This window comes from Stutzerimonas kunmingensis, assembly GCF_014764705.1.
GTDB lineage: Bacteria > Pseudomonadota > Gammaproteobacteria > Pseudomonadales > Pseudomonadaceae > Stutzerimonas.
In genome coordinates, this window is the sequence record NZ_JACXXG010000003.1 from 279,799 (window position 1) to 299,322 (window position 19,524).

16 protein-coding genes are annotated in these 19,524 nt (G+C 62.7%); 8 read left to right on the forward strand and 8 right to left on the reverse strand.

Annotated features, from left to right (window positions below):
- The first annotated feature begins 90 nt into the window (after nt 1-90).
- From IEG05_RS04760 to IEG05_RS04770, 3 genes are all read left to right on the forward strand, one after another.
- Nucleotides 91-2,313 (forward strand): putative bifunctional diguanylate cyclase/phosphodiesterase, encoded by a 2,223-nt coding sequence (locus IEG05_RS04760; protein WP_191121699.1) that lies wholly within the window; start codon nt 91-93, stop codon nt 2,311-2,313.
- A gap of 152 nt (nt 2,314-2,465) precedes the next feature.
- Nucleotides 2,466-2,783, forward strand: coding sequence for a hypothetical protein (locus IEG05_RS04765; protein ID WP_023446035.1), 318 nt, complete (start codon nt 2,466-2,468; stop codon nt 2,781-2,783).
- Between the two features lie 64 nt (nt 2,784-2,847).
- Entirely contained in the window at nt 2,848-3,030 is a 183-nt protein-coding gene (locus IEG05_RS04770) for a hypothetical protein (RefSeq protein WP_023446034.1), read from the forward strand.
- A gap of 24 nt (nt 3,031-3,054) precedes the next feature.
- On the opposite strand, the gene IEG05_RS04775 is transcribed toward IEG05_RS04770, so the two are convergent.
- Nucleotides 3,055-4,236, reverse strand: coding sequence for a BaiN/RdsA family NAD(P)/FAD-dependent oxidoreductase (locus IEG05_RS04775; protein ID WP_191121700.1), 1,182 nt, complete (start codon nt 4,234-4,236; stop codon nt 3,055-3,057).
- A gap of 144 nt (nt 4,237-4,380) precedes the next feature.
- Here IEG05_RS04775 and IEG05_RS04780 point away from each other — a divergent pair, with 144 nt between their 5' ends.
- Nucleotides 4,381-5,133, forward strand: a complete 753-nt coding sequence (locus IEG05_RS04780; protein WP_191121701.1) for a substrate-binding periplasmic protein — start codon at nt 4,381-4,383, stop codon at nt 5,131-5,133.
- Between the two features lie 72 nt (nt 5,134-5,205).
- Here the strand turns inward: IEG05_RS04780 and yccS are convergent, their stop codons facing one another.
- On the reverse strand, nt 5,206-7,404 hold the full coding sequence (gene yccS / locus IEG05_RS04785; protein ID WP_191121702.1) for a YccS family putative transporter: 2,199 nt from the start codon (nt 7,402-7,404) through the stop codon (nt 5,206-5,208).
- Between the two features lie 132 nt (nt 7,405-7,536).
- Nucleotides 7,537-8,916: an ATP-dependent RNA helicase DbpA gene (gene dbpA, locus IEG05_RS04790; RefSeq protein ID WP_041015633.1), complete on the reverse strand. Its 1,380-nt coding sequence runs from the start codon at nt 8,914-8,916 to the stop codon at nt 7,537-7,539.
- A gap of 182 nt (nt 8,917-9,098) precedes the next feature.
- Between dbpA and rloA2 the strand changes: the two genes are divergently transcribed.
- From rloA2 to IEG05_RS04810, 4 genes are all read left to right on the forward strand, one after another.
- Nucleotides 9,099-9,608, forward strand: coding sequence for a retropepsin-like aspartic peptidase RloA2 (gene rloA2 / locus IEG05_RS04795; RefSeq protein WP_191121703.1), 510 nt, complete (start codon nt 9,099-9,101; stop codon nt 9,606-9,608).
- Between the two features lie 736 nt (nt 9,609-10,344).
- On the forward strand, nt 10,345-10,608 hold the full coding sequence (locus IEG05_RS04800) for a DUF4212 domain-containing protein (RefSeq protein WP_038656273.1): 264 nt from the start codon (nt 10,345-10,347) through the stop codon (nt 10,606-10,608).
- 5 nt (nt 10,609-10,613) lie between these two features.
- Complete coding sequence (locus tag IEG05_RS04805; RefSeq protein WP_191121704.1) at nt 10,614-12,383, forward strand: sodium:solute symporter family protein; 1,770 nt, start codon at nt 10,614-10,616, stop codon at nt 12,381-12,383.
- 98 nt (nt 12,384-12,481) lie between these two features.
- Nucleotides 12,482-13,000 (forward strand): hypothetical protein, encoded by a 519-nt coding sequence (locus IEG05_RS04810; protein ID WP_014818798.1) that lies wholly within the window; start codon nt 12,482-12,484, stop codon nt 12,998-13,000.
- Between the two features lie 194 nt (nt 13,001-13,194).
- On the opposite strand, the gene IEG05_RS04815 is transcribed toward IEG05_RS04810, so the two are convergent.
- The 5 genes from IEG05_RS04815 to IEG05_RS04835 all read right to left on the reverse strand — a co-directional run bounded on the left by IEG05_RS04815 (nt 13,195) and on the right by IEG05_RS04835 (nt 19,246).
- Nucleotides 13,195-13,902 carry a 3'-5' exonuclease gene (locus IEG05_RS04815; protein WP_191121705.1) on the reverse strand — a complete coding sequence of 236 codons (708 nt, stop codon included), beginning with the start codon at nt 13,900-13,902 and terminating at the stop codon, nt 13,195-13,197.
- Nucleotides 13,899-15,821, reverse strand: a complete 1,923-nt coding sequence (locus tag IEG05_RS04820) for a putative nucleotidyltransferase substrate binding domain-containing protein (protein WP_191121706.1) — start codon at nt 15,819-15,821, stop codon at nt 13,899-13,901. The genes IEG05_RS04815 and IEG05_RS04820 overlap by 4 nt, the downstream gene beginning before the upstream one ends.
- Before the next feature lie 185 nt (nt 15,822-16,006).
- Nucleotides 16,007-16,411 carry a phosphate ABC transporter substrate-binding protein gene (locus tag IEG05_RS04825; protein ID WP_179485497.1) on the reverse strand — a complete coding sequence of 135 codons (405 nt, stop codon included), beginning with the start codon at nt 16,409-16,411 and terminating at the stop codon, nt 16,007-16,009.
- Nucleotides 16,412-16,422: 11 nt separating this feature from the next.
- Nucleotides 16,423-17,604, reverse strand: a complete 1,182-nt coding sequence (locus tag IEG05_RS04830; RefSeq protein ID WP_179485498.1) for a porin — start codon at nt 17,602-17,604, stop codon at nt 16,423-16,425.
- 19 nt (nt 17,605-17,623) lie between these two features.
- A complete protein-coding gene (locus IEG05_RS04835) occupies nt 17,624-19,246 on the reverse strand; it encodes a methyl-accepting chemotaxis protein (protein ID WP_191121707.1) in 1,623 nt (540 codons plus the stop codon).
- Nucleotides 19,247-19,524: the final 278 nt, after the last annotated feature.

The following is a 19,524-nucleotide window of genomic DNA, read 5'->3' on the forward strand; positions in this document are numbered from 1 at the left end:
CAACTGGTACCACACCTGATCGTCGCCCCTGACTGGCAGAAAGCCAAGCGAAGGTGGGCGCGCCGGGCGGGCCATCGCATCGGGAAAGGCATGGAAGACGAGCTGAAGGCGCTGTTGCAACGAGTCGGGCTGGGCCTCGACCAGATCCTTACGCGCAAGCGTTTCCTGCAATGGCAAGCTAGCGACGCGCTGCGCCTTAACCGGGCGGCGGCTGAGCTCGAGCCGGCGCATCGGGTCTTCATCGAAAAACTTTACGAACACCTTGCCGACTTCGGCCAGCCGTCAGCGATGCGCAGCGATCGTGCCGGTCTGACACGCCTCAAGCAGCGCCAGCAGGAGTACTACCGCCGCCTCTGGAACGGGCCATATGAGCGCGACTATGTGCGTGATCGCCTGCTGGTCGGGCTGGTGCATCAGCGCGTCGGCGTCGACCTGGAGTGGTATCTCGGGGCTTACCGCCTCTATCTGTCGGAAATGCTGCGCGCCCTCGTAGGCGACGACGAGCAGCATGCGGTTTACGACAGCCTGCTGAAGATCGTCTTCTTCGACATGATTCTCGCCATCGACACCTACAGTGCGGCGCAGCGACATGCGCTGGAGGACAGCGAAGCGCGCCTGACGCGCGCGTTGCGCGGCTCCGAAGACGGCATCTGGGAGTGGGACGTCGAGCATGACCGGCTGCACCTTTCCGAGCGCTGGACCGCCATGCTGGCAATGCCAGCACAACCCAACTACTGCAGCCGCAGCTGGTTCGAACGGGTGCACCCGGACGATCTGCCCGGGTTGCGCGAGGCCATCGCCGACCATCTGAACGGGCGCAGCCCTTCGCTGGTTCACGAGTATCGCGTCCGTACCGAGCGCGGTGAGTACCTCTGGGTGCTGGTGCGCGGTGTGGCCGAACGCTGCGAGCTGGGGACCTTGCGCATGGCCGGTTCGCAGACCGACATCAGCGCGCGCAAGGCCGCCGAAGACTGCTTGCGTCACGCGGCACGTCACGATGCGCTGACTGGCCTGGCCAACCGCCTGCACCTCGAGGAGCTGCTCAAGGAGGTGCAGCAGCGTCCCCATGGACGCGCTGCCGCGCTGCTGTTCGTGGACCTGGACCGCTTCAAGCTGATCAACGACAGCCTCGGGCATGGCGCCGGCGACCAGGTGCTGGTCGAGGTGGCGCAGCGCTTGCTGCGCTGCCTGCGCCCCGGCGATCACCTTGCACGCTTCGGCGGCGATGAGTTCGTCGCCCTGCTCGGCGATCTGGCCTGCGAAGCCGATGCCGAGCGTGTGGCGCAACGGATGCTGGTCGCGCTGCGCCAGCCGCTGCAGCTCGGCGAGCGAACGCTGTCGGTCAGCGCCAGCATCGGCATCGCGCCCTTGCAGCGCGATGGCCAGGCGCTGAACGCGCTGCAGGCGGCTGATCTGGCACTGTACCGGGCCAAGAGCGCCGGCAAGGACCAATTCGCGCTGTTCTGCGATGGCCTGCATTCCAAGGCGGCGCGCCAGCTGGAGCTCGAGAGCGCACTGGCGCAGGCTCTGACGCGCCACGAATTCACCTTGCACTATCAGCCGATCTGCCGTGTAGCAGGCGATCATTCCTATCTGGTCGGCGTTGAAGCGCTGCTGCGCTGGCGCTTCAACAACCAGCCGGTGGCGCCCAATGAATTCATTCCGGTGCTGGAAGAGTCGCGCGAGATCGTCCGGGTTGGTGAGTGGGTGCTGCGCGAGGCCTGCGGTCAGGTGCGCCGCTGGCAGCTGGCGGGTCAGAGCCAGCTGTACTGCGCGGTCAACCTGTCGATTCGTCAGCTGCAGCAGCCCGGCTTCACCGCGCTGCTGGCCCGTGTGCTGCGTGAAACCGGCCTGCCGCCCGCGAGCCTGCTGCTGGAGATCACCGAGACGCTTCTGATGCAGGACAGCGAGCTGATGATGGGCGCGTTGCACGAGATTGCCGCACTCGGTGTTCGTCTGGCATTGGACGACTTCGGTACTGGCTACTGTTCGCTCGGCTACCTCAAACGTTACCCGCTGCATGTGCTAAAGGTCGATCGCAGCTTCATTGCCGCCGCACCGGACGATGCCGACTCGGTGGCGATCAGTCGCGCCGTCATCGGCCTTGGCCAGAGCCTCGGCCTGGCCGTCGTCGCCGAAGGCGTGGAGCACCCCGAGCAGGTGGCGTTCCTCGTGGCCGAGGGCTGCCAGCTGGTGCAAGGCTATTGGTTCAGCCGGCCGCGGCCGGCTACTGAACTTCAGGCATTGTTCGACGGCGAGCGCTGTGTCGACGGGCTCTGGCGGCTGCGTCCCGCGCAGCCGGCGGTCGCGTGACGATCACGACGCCCGTCGAGCCGATCGGTGGGGGATGGGCTCTGACGGGGCGGTCAGGGCACTCTTGCGGCAAACGGGGGTCAACCTTCTGTGAATCTGCTGGATTCAAGAATTCGCCGGCCACTGCCGGACCACTCTGAAGGAGGTTAACCATGCGTCTTACCTATCTGCTGCCCCCCGTACTCGGGCTCCTGTTGGTCGGTTGCGGCCCGGATGAAGATCGCGAGCGCGAGCCGACCCCGCCGCCGGCGACTACCGAGCAGCCCGCCGCCCCTTCCACTGACACCACCACCCCGCCTGCAGGCAGTGGCACCGGGACCGGCACTGCGCCGAGCACCGGGACGGGTACCGGCACTGGTGCTTCGGGAGACATGGCGACCCCGCCGGCCGACAACGGTAGCGGCCTGGGCACTGAATCCGGCTCTGGCACCGCGCCCAGCACTGGCACTGGCACCGGTACTTCGCAGTAAGTTCGGCACCGCGTGATCCGGGCACCCCTCGCTTGCCGCGGGGTGCCTTCAGCAGGAGACAGCGATGAAGTGGAAATTTGCATTCGCCGGTGCGCTGACCGCGCTGGCTCTGGCCGGGTGCTCGCCGGACGACGAAGAGTCCGCGCTGGATAACAACAGCCGTAACCAGCAGGAATATCAGAACACCGCGACCGATCCTGCCGGGCCGCGGGAAATTTCGCCGCCGTCCAACCAGGCCAACGAGTAGATCGTCGATTCGGCGTCGCGCAGGCTAGGCGAACTGGCCTGCGGCGTAGGCCGATGCCCAAGCCCACTGGAAGTTGAAACCACCCAGGTGGCCGGTAACGTCCAGCACCTCGCCGATGAAATACAGCCCTGCTGATTTCTGCGATTCCATGGTCTTGGATGATACTTCCCGCGTATCTACCCCGCCCAGCGTCACCTCTGCCGTGCGATACCCTTCGGTGCCGGCCGGTACCAGCTGCCAGTCTGCGAGCTTCTCGGCAATTGCTTCCAGTTCGCTGGGTACGTATTGCTTCAGTGGTCTGGATGCGAACCAGTGTTCGCAGAGCAGCCCGGCCATCTTGCGTGTGAAAACCTCGCCGAGCAGCGTCTTCAACTCTGCATTGGGGCGCTCCTGCTTCTGCGTCGCCAGCCACTCGCCGAGGTCGAGATGTGGCAGCAGGTTGATGTGCACCACATCTCCCGGTTGCCAGTAGGACGAGATCTGCAGAATCGCCGGGCCGGAGAGCCCGCGATGGGTGAACAGGATGTTTTCGCGAAAGCTCTGGCCGTTGCAGCTGACCAGGCAGTCCTCTACCGAGGTGCCGGACAGCTCGGTACAGATCGTCTTGAGCTGCGGCTCGGTGATGGTGAAAGGCACCAGTCCAGCGCGTGTCGGCAGCACGTTGTGACCGAACTGGCGAGCGATCTGATAACCGAAGCCGCTGGCGCCGAGGGTCGGAATCGAAAGGCCGCCGGTGGCGATTACCAGCGATTGGCAGCGCACCGAGCCGATGCCGGTGTGTAGCAGATAACCCTCTTCATGCTTCTCGATCGACTCGACCGGAGTGTCCAGACGCAGGTCCACGCCAGCCCGCGCGCATTCGTCCAGCAGCATCTCAAGGATGTCGCTGGACTTGTTATCGCAGAACAGCTGGCCGAGCTTCTTCTCGTGATAGGGCACGCCGTGGCGGCTGACCATCTCGATGAAGTCCCACTGGGTGTAACGTGCCAGCGCCGACTTGCAGAAGTGCGAGTTACTGGAGAGGAAGTTCGACGGCTCGGTGTACAGATTGGTGAAGTTGCAGCGGCCACCGCCGGACATGAGGATCTTCTTGCCGGCCTTATTGGCGTGGTCCAGCAACAGGACCTGTCGACCCCGTGCAGCGGCGGTGAAGGCGCACATTAGACCGGCCGCACCGGCACCGATTACCACCACGTCAGTCTGCACAGCGCTTACCTCGTCGGAAAACGCGCGATGGTACTCCTGCCGCGGTTCCGATGCAGCCCGACATCCGACGAGACGCTGGCGTCAACTGGCGCGCTTTGTGCTTTGATTGGAGCTGATAGCGTTTCGCCAGAAGAGCAAGAGAATTTGACGGGCACACGGCGGGTCATCGGGTTGATATTGCTGCTGGCAAGCGCATCGTTGCCGGCCGAAGTGCTTCGTCTGGCCGGCAACGTCTGGCCGCCTTACACCGATCGCAGCCTGCTCGGTGAAGGGTTGTCGGTCGAGCTCATCCGCACCGCGCTCGGGCGTGGGGGTTATCAGGTGGAATACATCGAAGTGCCCTGGGAGCGCGCTCTGCTGGGTCTGCGCAACGGCAGCTACGACATGATCAACGGCTGGCCGACGCTCAAGCGCGTCGACTACACGCTCAGCTCACGCCCGTTTCTGAGCAACCGGATGCGCTGGGTCCAGCGCCGCGAGAGCGACATCCGCTATGACGGGCTCGACAGCCTGATCGATCATCCCATCGCGCTGAGCCGGGGCTACATGTACAGCGACGAGCTGAACGAGGACACGCGCCTGCAGAAGGGCTATGCCGCCAACTTCGTCCAGGCGGCAAAGATGGTGCTTGCCGGGCGGGTCGACCTGACGCTGGAGGACGAGCGTACTGCGCTGTTCCATCTCGAGCGCGAGCTGGGGCATGAGCAGGATGCGCTCCGCTTCGTGCCGGGCGAGTTCCGGCGGGTGGGGCTGTCGCTGGTGGTGCGCAGCGACCATCCTCGGCTGAGCGATGTCATCGTTACCTTCAATCGGGAGATCGCTGCGATGGTCGAGGATGGCAGCTACGCGGCGATCTTCGTGCGGCACGGAATGCCGGTCCCCGCGGCGTTGCCTTAGTGGCCTTTTTGGTAAGTTTAGCTGGTCAATTTCGACGCGCATGGCCCGATACTGCGTTGCTGCGCCTTGCCACTAGCGCGAATCCTGTCCCTGGCCTGCCGGTTGTTGCTTGATCAGGTGGGAGGCCATGCTGCGCAGCGGTGCCAGCTGCCGGCAGATGAGCCCCAGCTGGGTCTGCACCAGACGGTGGGCATCGTCCATTTCATCCGGGGTCTGCTCCAGCTGCTGCGCCAGCGCCTCTTCATCTTCGCTGTAGATGGCGACGGGCTTGTTCTGCGCCAGCGCGCTAGCCAGGTCGTCGAGGCTGGTCGCCAGTTGCTGCGCGGCGCGCTCCAGCAGGGCATCGCTGGCGTCGTCCGGCAGGCTCTCGCGATGGGCGCCAAGGCCGGAGAGGTAGTTGAGCAAGGTGTGCGAGAGGATCAGGAAGCGGAAGCCGGTTTCGGCATCCTTGCGGAAGTGTCCGGGCTCCAGCAGCATGTTCGACAGCGTGGTGGACAGCGCTGCGTCGGCGTTGTGCGCGTTGCGCCGGGCCAGGCGATAGGCGAGGTCGTCGCGCTTGCCACTGTCGTACTGACGCATGATCTGGCGCAGGTAGTCGCTGTTGCAGCTGAGGGTGTTGGCGACCACCTGATTGAGGCGTCGACCCTGCCAGTCCGGCAGGATGAGGAACACCGCGGCAGCAGCGATCAGGCTGCCGAGCAGGGTATCGAACAGCCGCGGCCAGATCAGCCCGTAGCCATCGCCGACCTGGTTGAAGCAGAACAGCACCATCAGCGTGATCGCCGCCGTGGCTAGGGTGTAGCGCGTGCTGCGGGTGGCGAAGAACACCACGCCGGCGACCACCGCGAACAAGGCCTGGATCGGCTGGCTGGGGAACAGATCGAACAGTGCCCAGCCGGCGATGAGGCCGAGCAAGGTGCCGCTGATGCGTTGCACTAGCTTGATTCGCGTGGCGCCGTAGTTCGGTTGGCAGACGAAGACCGTGGTCAGCAGCACCCAGTAACCCTGTTCGGGATGGATGGCGTGCAGCACCGCGTAGCCGCAGACCAGGGCGATGGTCATGCGCAGGGCGTGGCGGAACAGCAGCGAAGTCGGCGTCAGCTGCAGGCGAATGCGATTGAATGCCTCGCGCAGGGACTGCGGCTGGCGGTCCAGCAGGCTGCTGTCCTGCTCGCCTTCCAGAGTCCCGGGGTCGCTGGCGCTGGCGAGCTGGCGCTGCAGCGTGGAAAGGTTGCCTGACAGCGCGCGCAACGAGCGCAGCAGGCCGCGCCAGGCCGGATTGTTCTGCTCACGCAGGTGCTCCAGCGAGGCCTGCAGGTCCTCCAGCGCCTGCCCGTTGGCCTCGCTGTAGCGAAACACCTGGCGCATCTGGATGGCCTCGCCGAGGTCGACGCAGGCGCTGGCCTGCAGCCGCAACAGGCGCTGGCAGCGAAACAGCACATCGCTGTGGTAGAAGGCCTCGGCCAGCGCCTGGTAGGGATAATGCGACGAGCTGACCCGCTCGTGCAGATCCTGGGCGAGGAAATATAGCTTGAGGTAGTGATTGATCTTGCCGCCGCCGCGGCCGTTGCCCAGGCGATTCAGCAGCGTCTCCTTGGCTGCGTTGAGCGCGCTTACGACCCGGCCGTTCTGCTGCGCAAGTTCCAGGCGGCGCTGTTCCACATCCAGCTGACGCACCGGCTCGAACAACGCGGCCTTGTAGCGAAAATACAGGCCCAGCTCGCGGTACAGCCGCGCCAGACTCTGCTGCACCGGCTGATGGGCGAACAGCGCGTTCCAGCCCACCGACAGCAGGCCGTACCAGGCCGCACCCGCCACCAGCAGCATGGGGTCGCGCCACAGATGCTGCAGTGCACCATCGCGCTGATCGGCCGCGATCATGCTGTAGATCGCGAGTATCAGGGTGGCCTGGGCAATGGCCCCGTAGCGCTCGCCGAGCGCGCCGAGCATGACCAGCGCAAAGGTGGAAAGCGCCAGGCCGGCGACGAACAGCCAGGGGTATGGGAATAGCAGCTCCACCGCGACGGCGGCAATGCTGAAGCACAGCAACGTTACCAGCAGCGCGTTGAGACGTCCGAGCCAGCTGTCGTCGGTTTCCGCCAGCGCGCTGGCGATGATGCCGAGGAACAGCGGAATGATCAGTGTCGGCTGCCCGAGATACCAGCTCAGACCCATGCTGCCGGCCATGGCGATCAGTACGCGCAGGCTGTAGCCGAACTTCTCCAGCGCCCACAGGCGACGTAAAAACTGGCTGAGCGAGGGTTGCGGCATGGAGCGTTCCGTTGGGGGAGGCCAGATTGGACGAAGCTGCCACGAACACTGTCACGGCCGGCTCGTGCGTTCAATCATCCGGGCCGCAGAAGGTCGGCCCGGATACGCGCGTTCAGCAGCAGGCGAACCTTCTCAGAGGACGCGGACCTTTAGCGAGCGGCCCTTGATCTTACCTTCGTTCAGGCGTTTGAGTGCCTGCTTGGCGACGCCGCGCTCGACAGCGACGAACGCCTGGAAGTCGAAGATGGCGATCTTGCCGACCTGGGTCCCGGGGATGCCGGCATCACCCGTCAGTGCACCGAGGATGTCGCCCGGGCGCAGCTTGTCCTTGCGGCCCGCTCCAATGCACAGAGTCGCCATCGGTGGTTGCAATGGCGCACCGGTCTTGGCCTTGAGCCCGTCCAGTGGCTGCCAGTTGAGCGGTGCCTGCTGCAGCTTTTCGATGGCTTGCGCGCGATGGGCTTCGGCCGGGGCGACCAGGCTCATGGCCAGGCCCTGATTGCCGGCGCGGCCGGTCCGACCGACCCGGTGTACATGTATCTCCGGGTCGCGGGCCAGCTCGACGTTGATCACCATGTCCAGCGCATCGATATCCAGGCCGCGCGCGGCGACATCGGTCGCCACCAGCACCGAGAGGCTGCGGTTGGCGAACATCGCCAGCACCTGGTCGCGGTCACGCTGCTCCAGATCGCCATTGAGCGCCATGGCCGAGATGCCGTTGGCAATCAGGTGATCGACCAGCTCCTGGCACTGCTGCTTGGTGAAGCAGAAGGCCACGCAGCTTTCCGGTCGGAAGCTGGCGAGCAGGCGCATGACCGCGTCCATGCGCTGCTCGGGGTCGATTTCATAGAAGCGCTGTTCGATCTGTGCATCGTCATGCAGGGCTTCTGCACGCACCTGCTGCGGGTCGCGCATGAAGCTCGCGGACAGCTGCTTGATGCCGGCGGGGTAGGTGGCCGAGAACAGCAGGGTCTGCCGCTTGGTCGGTGTCTGGCCGATGATGTCGGCGATGGCGTCGTAGAAGCCCATGTCCAGCATGCGGTCGGCTTCATCGAGCACCAGGGTGTTCAGCCCGTCGAGTTTCAGCGTGCCTTTCCTCAGGTGTTCCTGGACCCGGCCCGGCGTGCCGACGATGACGTGCGCGCCATGCTCCAGCGAAGCGATCTGCGGACCGATGGAGATGCCGCCGCACAGCGTGAGGATCTTGATGTTGTCTGCCGCCCGTGCCAGCCGCCGCAGCTCCTTGGCCACCTGGTCGGCCAGCTCGCGTGTCGGGCACAGGACCAGTGCCTGGCAGCCGAAATAACGCGGATTGAGCGGATCGAGCAGGGCGATGCCGAATGCGGCGGTCTTTCCACTGCCGGTCTTGGCCTGAGCGATCAGGTCGTGGCCCTTGAGCATGACCGGCAGGCTCTGCGCCTGGATCGGCGTCATCGCCGCGTAGCCGAGGGCTTCGAGATTCGCCAGCATGGCGGCAGAAAGGGGCAGGGAGGAAAAGGCGGTACTGGGCACGGGAAGGATCTTCGAACGGGGAACGGCCTGCAGTCTATCAGGCCGACGCTGTACGCGCCGGTTGGCGGGCACCGAGATGGCTGTACGCCTGCACGGTGAAACGTTTTGCAAGACCGGCAGACGGAACCCCACGTCTTCGACCTGATCGAAATTTGTCCATTACCCGCTCCCAGGAGGTTGTTTTGTCTCGTGTTCTTTTCCTCGCCGGGCTGTTGGCGCTACCCGCTTTTGCCGACGAGCCCACCCTTTATGGACGTTATGAACACATCAAGGTCGCGGAGATCGGTAAGACCCTTCCCGCCAAGATGGATACCGGTGCCATGACCGCATCCCTTTCAGCGCGCGATATCGAGCAGTTCAAGCGAGACGGCGAGGACTGGGTGCGTTTCCGCCTGGCCGTCGATGGCGCGGATGACACCCTTTATGAGCAGCGCCTGCTCGGCATCAGTCGGATCAAGACGCGCGCGGAAGAGGTCGGCAATGTCGATCCCGACAGCGAGCCGCCCCGGGCTGAGCGACCGGTGATCGGCATGCAGCTGTGCATTGGCGATCGCCGGCGCGATGTGGAGGTCAACCTCACCGACCGCAGGCACTTCAGTTATCCGTTGTTGATCGGCGCCGAGACGATTCGTGATCTCAACGCGGCTATCTATCCAACCGAGAAGTACACGGCGGGTCGCCCGACCTGCTAGCACGGCATCGCCAGCCAGCGACCATCCGGGCCGGACGGCATCGCCTCCGGCTCGGTCCTGGATATTCCTGCGATCGCACCTCTTCACTGCGGCATGAGCCACCATGCGCCATCTTCCTCCCGCTCCTGGGCTGACGAGTCCTTGCTTGATACTGGCAGTCACCCAGGCGGCGAGATCCGCTTCGGCTTTTGCCCGAACGCTGACGGTCTGGAACGCGCCCGCCTGATCGAAATCCTGCCCGACAGAATGGGTTCGCAAAATAGCGCTTGCAATCCGCAGGAAATATATAAGCGGTAGTTTGATTGCTGCTATTTGCGTTTTTGGGGATTAACGATAATTAAGAAGTTGAGTTGCCAATATATAAGGCTGCATCTTTCTTTATTTAAATCCGGGCTTTTTATTCAGTTGTTATTTGGTCATCTGGTGCATATGAGTCACGTGACCGACCGGTCTCGCAAGTGCGCCAGCGAGTCGTTCGACCTCGGTGCGGGTCTCCGCGTCACCCCGCCGCACCGGTCGGCGTCAAAACCGTCTGCCGCGAAGGTTACGGCGAGCGGCCTGCACGATGGCTCTTGGCCACCCGAGACCCTCTCTCCAGGGGGCTTCCAGCGGCTGAATTGGTCTTCTCTTGTTGTTCGTCAGACTAAAGTCGGGGCTTTCATTCATTAACCCACCCCTGTTAAATTCAGGATGTGGGTTCCCTTCACACGCAATAAAAATAAGGCGGAGAACGTCAATGGCCGACAACGATAAAGAAAATGCTGCTGCGTACTGGAAGGCGAATGTTCGCCTTATCACTTGGAGCTTGGTGGTCTGGGCTCTCGTCTCATATGGTTTCGGTATCCTCCTGCGCCCGCTGGTATCCGGCATCCCCGTCGGGGGCACGGATCTAGGCTTCTGGTTCGCTCAACAGGGTTCGATCATCACGTTCATTTTGATCATCTTCCACTACGCGTGGCGGCTGAACAAACTGGACAAGGAATTCGGGGTTGAGGAGTAACCACAATGAGCCAATATTGGATCAACATGATGTTCGTGGGCGCCTCGTTCCTGCTTTATATCGGGATCGCGGTCTGGGCTCGCGCCGGGTCAACTAAAGAGTTCTATGTCGCTGGTGGTGGTGTTCATCCGGTCACCAACGGCATGGCAACGGCGGCAGACTGGATGTCTGCAGCTTCCTTCATTTCCATGGCGGGTCTGATCGCCTCCGGTGGTTATGCCACTTCCGTCTACCTGATGGGCTGGACCGGTGGCTACGTGCTGCTGGCCATGCTGCTGGCGCCCTACCTGCGCAAGTTCGGCAAGTTCACTGTGCCGGACTTTATCGGTGACCGCTTCTACAGCCGTGGCGCTCGCCTGACTGCTGTGGTCTGTCTCATCCTCATCTCCGTTACCTACGTAATCGGTCAGATGGCTGGTGCTGGCGTGGCATTCTCCCGCTTCCTGGAAGTGAGCAACTCCGCTGGTATCTGGATTGCTGCTGCCATCGTATTCGCCTACGCGGTATTCGGCGGCATGAAGGGCATCACCTACACCCAGGTGGCGCAGTACGTGGTACTGATCATTGCCTACACCATTCCGGCCGTGTTCATTGCCATGCAGCTGACTGGCAACCCGATCCCGATGTTCGGCATGTTCGGTACTCACGTAGAGTCCGGTATTCCGCTGCTGGACAAGCTGGATCAGGTCGTGACCGATCTGGGCTTCACTGCCTACACCGCCGACGTCGACAACAAGCTGAACATGTTCCTGTTCACTCTGTCGCTGATGATTGGTACCGCTGGTCTGCCGCACGTAATCATTCGCTTCTTCACCGTACCGAAGGTAGCTGATGCCCGCTGGTCCGCTGGCTGGACCCTGGTCTTCATCGCCCTGCTGTACCTCACCGCCCCGGCCGTTGGCTCGATGGCGCGTTTGAACTTGGTGAACACCATCTATCCGGAAGGCCCGGCTGCCGAAGCAATCCGCTACGAAGATCGTCCTGAGTGGGTGCAGACCTGGGAGCGTACCGGTCTGATCAAGTGGGAAGACAAGAACGCCGACGGTCGTGTGCAGATGTACAACGACGCCAACGCCGCCTTTACTCCGACCGCTACTGAGCGTGGCTGGACCGGCAACGAGCTGACCGTGAACAATGACATCATCGTTCTGGCCAACCCGGAAATCGCCAACCTGCCGGGCTGGGTCATCGGTCTGATCGCTGCGGGTGCTATCGCTGCTGCGCTCTCGACTGCTGCGGGTCTGCTGCTGGCGATTTCGTCTGCCATCAGTCATGACCTGATCAAGACACTCATCAATCCGAAGATCAGCGAGAAGAACGAAATGCTGGCCGCTCGTCTGTCCATGACGGCAGCGATTCTGCTGGCAACCTGGCTGGGTCTGAATCCACCGGGCTTCGCCGCGCAGGTGGTGGCACTGGCGTTCGGTCTTGCGGCAGCGAGCCTGTTCCCGGCACTGATGATGGGTATCTTCTCCAAGCGCGTGAACAGCAAGGGTGCTGTTGCGGGGATGTTGGTTGGTGTGATCTCCACCGCCGTGTACATCTTCCTGTACCTGGGTTGGTTCTTCATCCCTGGCACTGCAAGCATCCCGAACACGCCTGATCAGTGGTGGATGGGCATCTCCCCGCAGGCCTTCGGTGCCGTGGGTGCCGTGCTGAACTTCGCTGTTGCCTATGCTGTTTCGATGGCTACCGAAGCTCCGCCGCAGGAGATTCAGGATCTGGTCGAGAGCGTTCGTACCCCGAAGGGTGCTGGCGTTGCACTTGATCACTAACTGATAATGCAGCCGGACGTCAGACCTGCTCTGACACAAGGTTGAGGTAGAAGTCGGGCTTCCATATGGAAGCCCGATTTTTTTAGGGGGAGTTGTATATGTTCTGGCATTTAATCGCGGCAATCGTCGCAGGTGTGGCGGGAGCCGGTATCGGCCTGCTGTTGCGCTCACTGACGCGTAAGCGACTGCCGAAATGGATCATTCCCGTCTGCGCCGGTCTGGGCATGCTGAGTTACACCATCCATTACGAGTACACCTGGTTCGAAACCAAGCAAGCACGTCTGCCGGAAGGATCGCTGGTGGTCATGAGCGAAGAGGGCGAAATGCTCTGGCGCCCGTGGACGATGATCTATCCGATGCCGCTGGCCTATACGGTGCTGGACGGCGCGAACGCTCAGGTGCAGGACACCGAACAGGGCCGTCTCGGCCGCTTCGTGCTGTACCGTTTCGAGAAGCAACACCTGACGTCGATCGTGAAGAGCGCCAGCTATCAGCTGATCTGCACCGAGCGGGCGATGTTCAGACTGAATGAAGCCGGCCAGGCGAAGATCGAAACGCTTACCGAGCTGGAAGCCGATTCACCGCTTTATCAGGCTATTTGCGAGGCCGGGCGTTAACCGAACGCCTACGAGCTGCGGGTTCCGCGCATCAGCATTATCTGATGCGCGCCGCGAAGAAGAATTGATCGGTTCCGCAATGGGACCGAGTAGCCGGCATATGCGTCTGACAACCCGTCCGGTAGACGATGCTCCGTTCTGTCGCGAGCAGCCGTCGGCATATCACCCACGCAGTGAACTGCCACCCAGCCCGTTCAGATCGAGTTGAAGGCCGCCTTGCGCGCGCGTTGCCAGCAGCGCAGCCGCTGGGCCAGCTCGTCTAAGCTGGTCAGACCCACGCGTTGTGCGCGATTCATCAGGATCAGAGCGATTTCCGCGGTGGCCATGGCATCGGCGGAGGCGTTGTGCCGCTGAGGGATATGTATGTTGAAGTAGTCGAGCCAGTGATCCAGCCCGCCGCGATGGATCATCGCCTCGGGAAACAGCATGGGCGCCAGGTCGGCCACATCGAGGAAGGTGTGTTCCAGCGAGTAGCCCAGTTCGTTCTTCAACGCGCGACCTAGCATGCGCTGATCAAAGGGCGCGTGAAAGGCGAGGATGACGCTGCTCGCGGCGAACTCCATGAAACTGAGCAGCGCTTCGGACGGTGGCAAGCCGTTGGCCAGCTCGCTCGGGGCGATCCCGTGGATCAGTACGCTTTCAGTGACCTTGACCTGACGGCAGAGGGTGCATTCGAACTGCTGGGAATAGTCGATGGCGCCGTCTTCGATGACCACTGCGCCGATGGCGATGACCAGGTCGCGCTTGAGGTGCAGCCCGGTGGTTTCCAGATCCAGCACCACCAGACGCTGCTGCCGCAACGGGACCGCCTGTGGCGGCAGCGGGCGCGCCAGCTCGGCAACACGTTGCTGCTGCTCGGGAGGCAGCTTCGGACCGCGGGGGTTGAACCAGAACATACTCATAGTTGATAGCGCACCGCGAGACTGGCCTGTAACCGCTGGGCCTGGCGAAAGGACTCGCGCAGGATTCGGCGGTCCAGCACGTTGAGAGTATCCGGATCCAGGCGGTTGGAATAGGGCAGTCCATCGCGTGCCTGCTGTTGATGGTGCTGCATACGAGTCTGCTGGATGAAGTGGTAGGCCTCTTCATAGGCCGCGCCATCCTTCGCTTCGATGACGCCTTTCTCCACCAGCTTGCGCAGCCGCTCGAGGGTGTTGCAGGTGCCGATGTCGTTGCTCAGTGCAAGCAGGCGGGCGCCATCGACGAAGGGTGTCAGGCCCTGCACCTTGAGGTCGAGCGTGTCTTTGCCTTCGCCCTTGCGCGCCACGACGAAATCACGGAAGCGGCCCACCGGCGGGCGATGACGCAAGGCGTTTTCGGCCATCATGCGCTGGAACAGGCGGTTGTCGTTGATTTCCTCGAGCAGGTCGCGGCGCAGCTGTTCGCAGCCTTCCGAAGGCCCCCAGATGCTGCGCAGATCGAAATAGATGGTGCTGCCGAGCAGATTTTCCGGCGTTGCCTCGCGCACGAAGGAGCTGAAGCGGCGGCTCCATTCCTGGCGCGACAGGCACAGCTGCGGGTTGCTGGCCATGATGTTGCCTTTGCACAGCGTGAAACCGCAGGTGTCTAGGTCACGGTTGATGTGTTCGGCGAGCGGCAGCAGACGACCGCGGATATGCGCGGCCTCCGCGGCGTCGGCGGCCTCGAAGAGGATGCCGTTGTCCTGGTCGGTGTACAGGGTCTGTTCCTGGCGGCCTTCGCTGCCGAAACACAGCCAGGTGAAGGGCACGCCCGGATCGCCAATGTGCTGGATGGCCAGCTCGATCACCCGACATACGGTGTGATCATTGAGCAGCGTGACGATATGGGTGATCTGGGTCGACGAGGCGCCGTGGGCCAGCATGTTGTCGACCAGTTGCTTGATGCGATCGCGGATGACCACCAGCGCATCGACGCGATCGGCGTGACTGATAGTCTGCGCCAGGTGCACCAGATCCACACGCTGCAGGGAAAACAGGTCGCGCTCGGAAATTACGCCACGCAGCAGGCCATTCTCCACGACGCAAACATGGGCGATGTGCCGTTCGGTCATGGCGATCGCCGCGTCGAAGGCGGTGGCGTCCGGCGGCAGGTAGAACGGATCGTGCGTCATGAACTGGGAGATCGGCTGACTCAGATCGGTGGTGCCGGTACCGATTACCCGTCGCAGATCGCGCAGCGTGAAGATGCCTTGCGGATGCAAAGCTTCATCGACGATGACGATGCTGCCGACATTGCTCTCCTGCATCATCGCGACCGCCTCGTTGATCGGCTTGGACGGCAGGCAGGACACCGGGTGGTGAAGCGCCAGCTCGCCGATGCTTGTTTCGAGCGAGTACTGCTCACCGAGGTTTTCCACCGCGCGCATCTGCGCCTGCTGGTTGACCAGGTCGAGCAGGCTGCTGACGCCACGCATGGCGAAATCACGGAACACCGGAGATTTGGAAACCAGCTGGACGAAGGCGGGCTTGCCGAGCAGGAAGCAGAAGGTGTCTTCGGCCGCCAGATGCGCGGTGCGGGTCGCTCGTTCGCCCATGAGCGCGGCCATCGGGAAGCATTCGCCGACGATGACCTCGAAGGTGGTGTCGGTGCCGCGCTTGGCGGTATGCGGGCGCTGACCATGCACGCGGCCCTGCTTGACGATATAGAACTGCTGCACCACGCCGTCTTCGGGGGAAATGATGCAATCGCCTTCGGCATAGAAGCGCAGCGCACAGTTCTCCACCAGGTAGGCCAGGTGGGCCGGCTCCATCTGGTTGAACGGAGCGTACTTGCGCAGAAACTCCATGGTGCCGTGGATGTTCTGCAGTACAGCCGTCTTCCCAGCGTCGGGTGTGCTCATGGTTGGCTTCCATTTTTTGTTAATGGTGGGCTGCAGGTCAGTCGGACCCAATTGGACGTAAGTCTAGTCAGCTCAAGGGGCGGGGGAGCTGATCAGGGTCAGCCTCATGTTTCGCGCTGTTGCTGTGAAACGCGGGCATGAAATAGCCGGCCACCGGGGCCGGCTCCTTTGCTTCGTCATCGAGCTCAGGGCAGGGTGAACAGGACCTTGACCGAGTCATTGACGGCCGCGCTGTCGACGTAGCCGATGGCATCGGCTTCGGCCGCGACCCTGGCTACTACTGCGGCGTCATCGGCGACGCTCGGCAGCGGCTGGCCCTTGCCGGTGAAGATCAGGCCCGACCAATAGGACTTGAGCTGCGACTCGTTCTTGCTGGTCACGCCGGCGTAGAAGGCTTCCTTGGCCGGGTTCCAGCCCGCCTGGTCGACGCCCTTCAAGGACTTATCCTTGCCCAGGAAGATGTTGGCGACCTCGGACTGTGACGGTGCCTTGGCTGCGCCGGGATTGACGATCACGGCAACCTCGGCCTGAGCCAGGGAAACCATGCCGAGCAGCGCGGCGGAACAGAGGATGCGAATGGATGCTTTCATCGGGACGCTCCTCAGAATACGAAATCGACGCCGACGGAAACGATGTCACCGTCGTAGTTGCGGGCAGGAGTGCCGGCTACGCCGGTTCGCTCGAAGGCCTCATTCTCGTACAGCTCTTGAGCATTACGAGTGAACACGCCGTCGTAGCCATTCTTGGTATCGACGCGCTTGTACTCGCCCTTCACCACCACCGTCGGTGCGGCCTGGTAGTTCAGGCCCAGGGTCCAGGAGCTCTGACGGCCACCGTTGTCGTCCAGCTGTGCGTAGGTGACATGCGGCAGGAAATCGCCGAAACGACGGCCGCCCATCAGGTAGAAGGAGTCGATCGCTTCCATGTCATCGTTCTCGATCATGCGCGAGGTCCACTCGTTGCTGCTGATCCAGGTGCCGTTGTCGTACTGGTAGCCGATCGAGGTGAACTTGCCTTTCTCTTTGTCCAGCGCCAGCAGCGAGCGCTGCTGTGCCACTCCGACGCCGGGACCGATAGGCGCAGGCAGAACACTAATCACATTGCCAATGATATCGGTGGTGATATCCGCCTCGACATAACCGATGCGCAGCATGCCGAAATCGTTGGTGGCCAGGCTGACGCTGGCGCCGAACAGGTTGCCGTAGTCGATATCGAACTGCTCGTCGTAGGCGTAGTAGTCGCGGTTCTTTGCCTGACCGCCGGCGACCTGGAAGGTCACCGAGCCGTACGACAGCGGCACGGTGTAGACCGCATCGACGCCTTCGTAGTTGGTCACCTGAACCTGGCTGTAGACCTCGTCGGGTAGGCGCAGCCAAGGGTAGCTGTAGCCGACGTCGAGGCTTTCGGAATACATGTAGACCGGGCTGCGCAGGCGGCCGGCGCGGAGCATCAGCTGGTCGTTGGCCTGCAGCGACAGGTAGGCCCATTCCAGGTTGGCTTTCCACTCGTCCTGTTGCGCCTTGGCCGTGGCCTGGACAGTCACCCCCAGGGTGTCGGTGATGCCGTAGCTCAGCTGCGCGCCGAACTTGGACAGCTGATCGCCGCGCCAGGAATCGTTGGTCTGGCCCTGGATGCCGTAGCTGCGACCATCATCTTCGCCGCTGAGGTGGGTGAAACCGACGGTACCGAAACCGTTGAAGCGATGTTCACCCTGTTCGAGGGCGAAGGCAGGGGTGACGGCCAGGCAGACAGCTGCCAGACCGGCGACACGAAGTGCAGTCATTGGATGCTCCAGAAAATCGTTAAACACGGAATTGGCCCGTAGCCGCGCGCAGGTGGTCTCCGGTACTCACCAGTTGCTCGCCAAGGCGGGCGGTGGCTTCGGCGCCGTTTGCGGTTGCTTGTGCGTCCTGCTGCAACACTTGAGTTTCTTGTCTGATGGAACTCGACAGGCCGATCTGCTCCTGGGTGAACTGGGCGATGCCGGCGTTGAGTTCGTCGATCTGGTTGACCGTGCCGGCGATGGCTTCCAGCAGCTGAGTAGCCTCGATGGAGCGCTCGATGCTGGCGCGGGACTTCTCGCCATTGCTGGTCATCACGTTGAGCACGGTGTTGGCGCTGTTCTGCAGGCGCTGGATGATCTGCTGGATCTCGGCGGTGGACGCCGCGGTCTTCTGCGCCAGATTGCGCACCTCGTCTGCGACGACCGCAAAGCCGCGGCCCTGCTCGCCGGCGCGGGCGGCTTCGATGGCGGCGTTGAGTGCCAGCAGGTTGGTCTGTTCGGCGATGCTGCGGATGACGGTCAGCACCGAGCCGACTTCCTGGGTTTCTTCCTCCAGTTGTTCCATGGCCTTGACCGCGCCCATCACGCTGTCGCCCAGGTCACTGATGCCGGTCGACAGGCTGCCGACGTGCTCGCGCGCAGTGGCCGCCTGCCGCGCAGCAGAGTTGGCTTCATCGGATGCCTGCTGCGAGCGCTGCGCGACTTCCTGAATGCTGCCGGTCATGGTGAGGATGTCGCGGGTTATCGAATCGGTGTGGTGCTGCTGCGATTTGGCGTTCTCTTCCGAACCCTGGGTGAGCTTGTACAGCTCCTTGGAAACCTGGCCCAGCGGGTTGGCGGCCTCGATGATCTGGCGGATGGTGCGCTGCAGCTTGTCGAGGAAGCTGTTGAACAGCTCGATCATCGCGCCGATCTCATCGTTGGACTCGACGTTCACGCGCTGGGTCAGATCGCCGTCGCCGCGGGCGATCGACTGCAGCGAGGTGATCACGCCGCGGATATTGACCATCACGCTGCGGATCACCAGCCAGGCGCCGAGGCTGACCAGCACCACCAGTACCAGGCTGAGAATGATGCCCAGGCGGGTGGTCGCCGCGTTGGCTTCGCGGGTCTGCACCAGGGTCTGCTGGAAATCGTCGTAGGCCTGGGCGCGGAAGTCGCTGCCGAGCTTCTGCGCCTGCGCCAGATCACTGGCCATACGATCCAGGCTGGGTCGCAGGTCGTCGAACGAGGCGCTGCCGTCGATCAACTTGGTCGACGCAGCGAGTGCATTGTCGGCATAGTCGCGCACCGCCTTGCGCCAGTCGCTCAATGCCTGATGCTGCTGACGCTGCTCGCTCAACAGCGACGCCAGGGCCTGCTGTTGGCTGTCGATCTGCTGCAGGACCTCGCGCGCTTCGTCGAGAATGCCCGGCTCGCCCGCCGCCACTGCGTTGTTCAGCAACGCCGGCACGCGGGAGAACTGGAAGATCACCGCGTCGGCTTTTTCCAGGGTCGGATAGCTGCGGGTCTCCAGCAGAACCAGCCGTGAGTCGGTTGCCGAGAGCTGTAACGAGGTGTAGACCACATACAGCACGAGTCCGACCAGGGCGACGGCGGGTACCAGGGAAAGCTTGGCGGTCAGCGAGAGGTTCTTCAGCATGCATCGAACTCCAGTGCAGGGGCTACGGGTACTACGAAGAGCACGTTGATGGCCAAATGCCAGTTTCCGGAGCAATTGTGACCGAAAACAGCATTCGGGTCACGTTATCGGTTGTAACAGAGTTAACTTGAGGGCCGCCGGGCGGATTGCGGGATCGGGTAGGAGGCGGCCTCACGGCCGCCGTCCTCCCACACCACCGTGCGTACGGTTCCGTACACGGCGGTTCAGGCCATGCGGTTAAGCCGATTGATCGTATCCAGTATCGAGACCAGTCCAAG

Excerpts from the sequence above, each read along its gene's own strand:
- IEG05_RS04760 (WP_191121699.1), top strand. The coding sequence starts at position 91 with ATGGAAGACGAGCTGAAGGCGCTGTTGCAACGAGTCGGGCTGGGCCTC.
- IEG05_RS04765 (WP_023446035.1), top strand. The coding sequence starts at position 2,466 with ATGCGTCTTACCTATCTGCTGCCCCCCGTACTCGGGCTCCTGTTGGTC.
- IEG05_RS04770 (WP_023446034.1), top strand. The coding sequence starts at position 2,848 with ATGAAGTGGAAATTTGCATTCGCCGGTGCGCTGACCGCGCTGGCTCTG.
- yccS (WP_191121702.1), bottom strand. The coding sequence starts at position 7,404 with ATGCCGCAACCCTCGCTCAGCCAGTTTTTACGTCGCCTGTGGGCGCTG.
- IEG05_RS04800 (WP_038656273.1), top strand. The coding sequence starts at position 10,345 with ATGGCCGACAACGATAAAGAAAATGCTGCTGCGTACTGGAAGGCGAAT.
- IEG05_RS04805 (WP_191121704.1), top strand. The coding sequence starts at position 10,614 with ATGAGCCAATATTGGATCAACATGATGTTCGTGGGCGCCTCGTTCCTG.
- IEG05_RS04810 (WP_014818798.1), top strand. The coding sequence starts at position 12,482 with ATGTTCTGGCATTTAATCGCGGCAATCGTCGCAGGTGTGGCGGGAGCC.
- IEG05_RS04815 (WP_191121705.1), bottom strand. The coding sequence starts at position 13,902 with ATGAGTATGTTCTGGTTCAACCCCCGCGGTCCGAAGCTGCCTCCCGAG.
- IEG05_RS04820 (WP_191121706.1), bottom strand. The coding sequence starts at position 15,821 with ATGAGCACACCCGACGCTGGGAAGACGGCTGTACTGCAGAACATCCAC.
- IEG05_RS04825 (WP_179485497.1), bottom strand. The coding sequence starts at position 16,411 with ATGAAAGCATCCATTCGCATCCTCTGTTCCGCCGCGCTGCTCGGCATG.
- IEG05_RS04830 (WP_179485498.1), bottom strand. The coding sequence starts at position 17,604 with ATGACTGCACTTCGTGTCGCCGGTCTGGCAGCTGTCTGCCTGGCCGTC.
- IEG05_RS04835 (WP_191121707.1), bottom strand. The coding sequence starts at position 19,246 with ATGCTGAAGAACCTCTCGCTGACCGCCAAGCTTTCCCTGGTACCCGCC.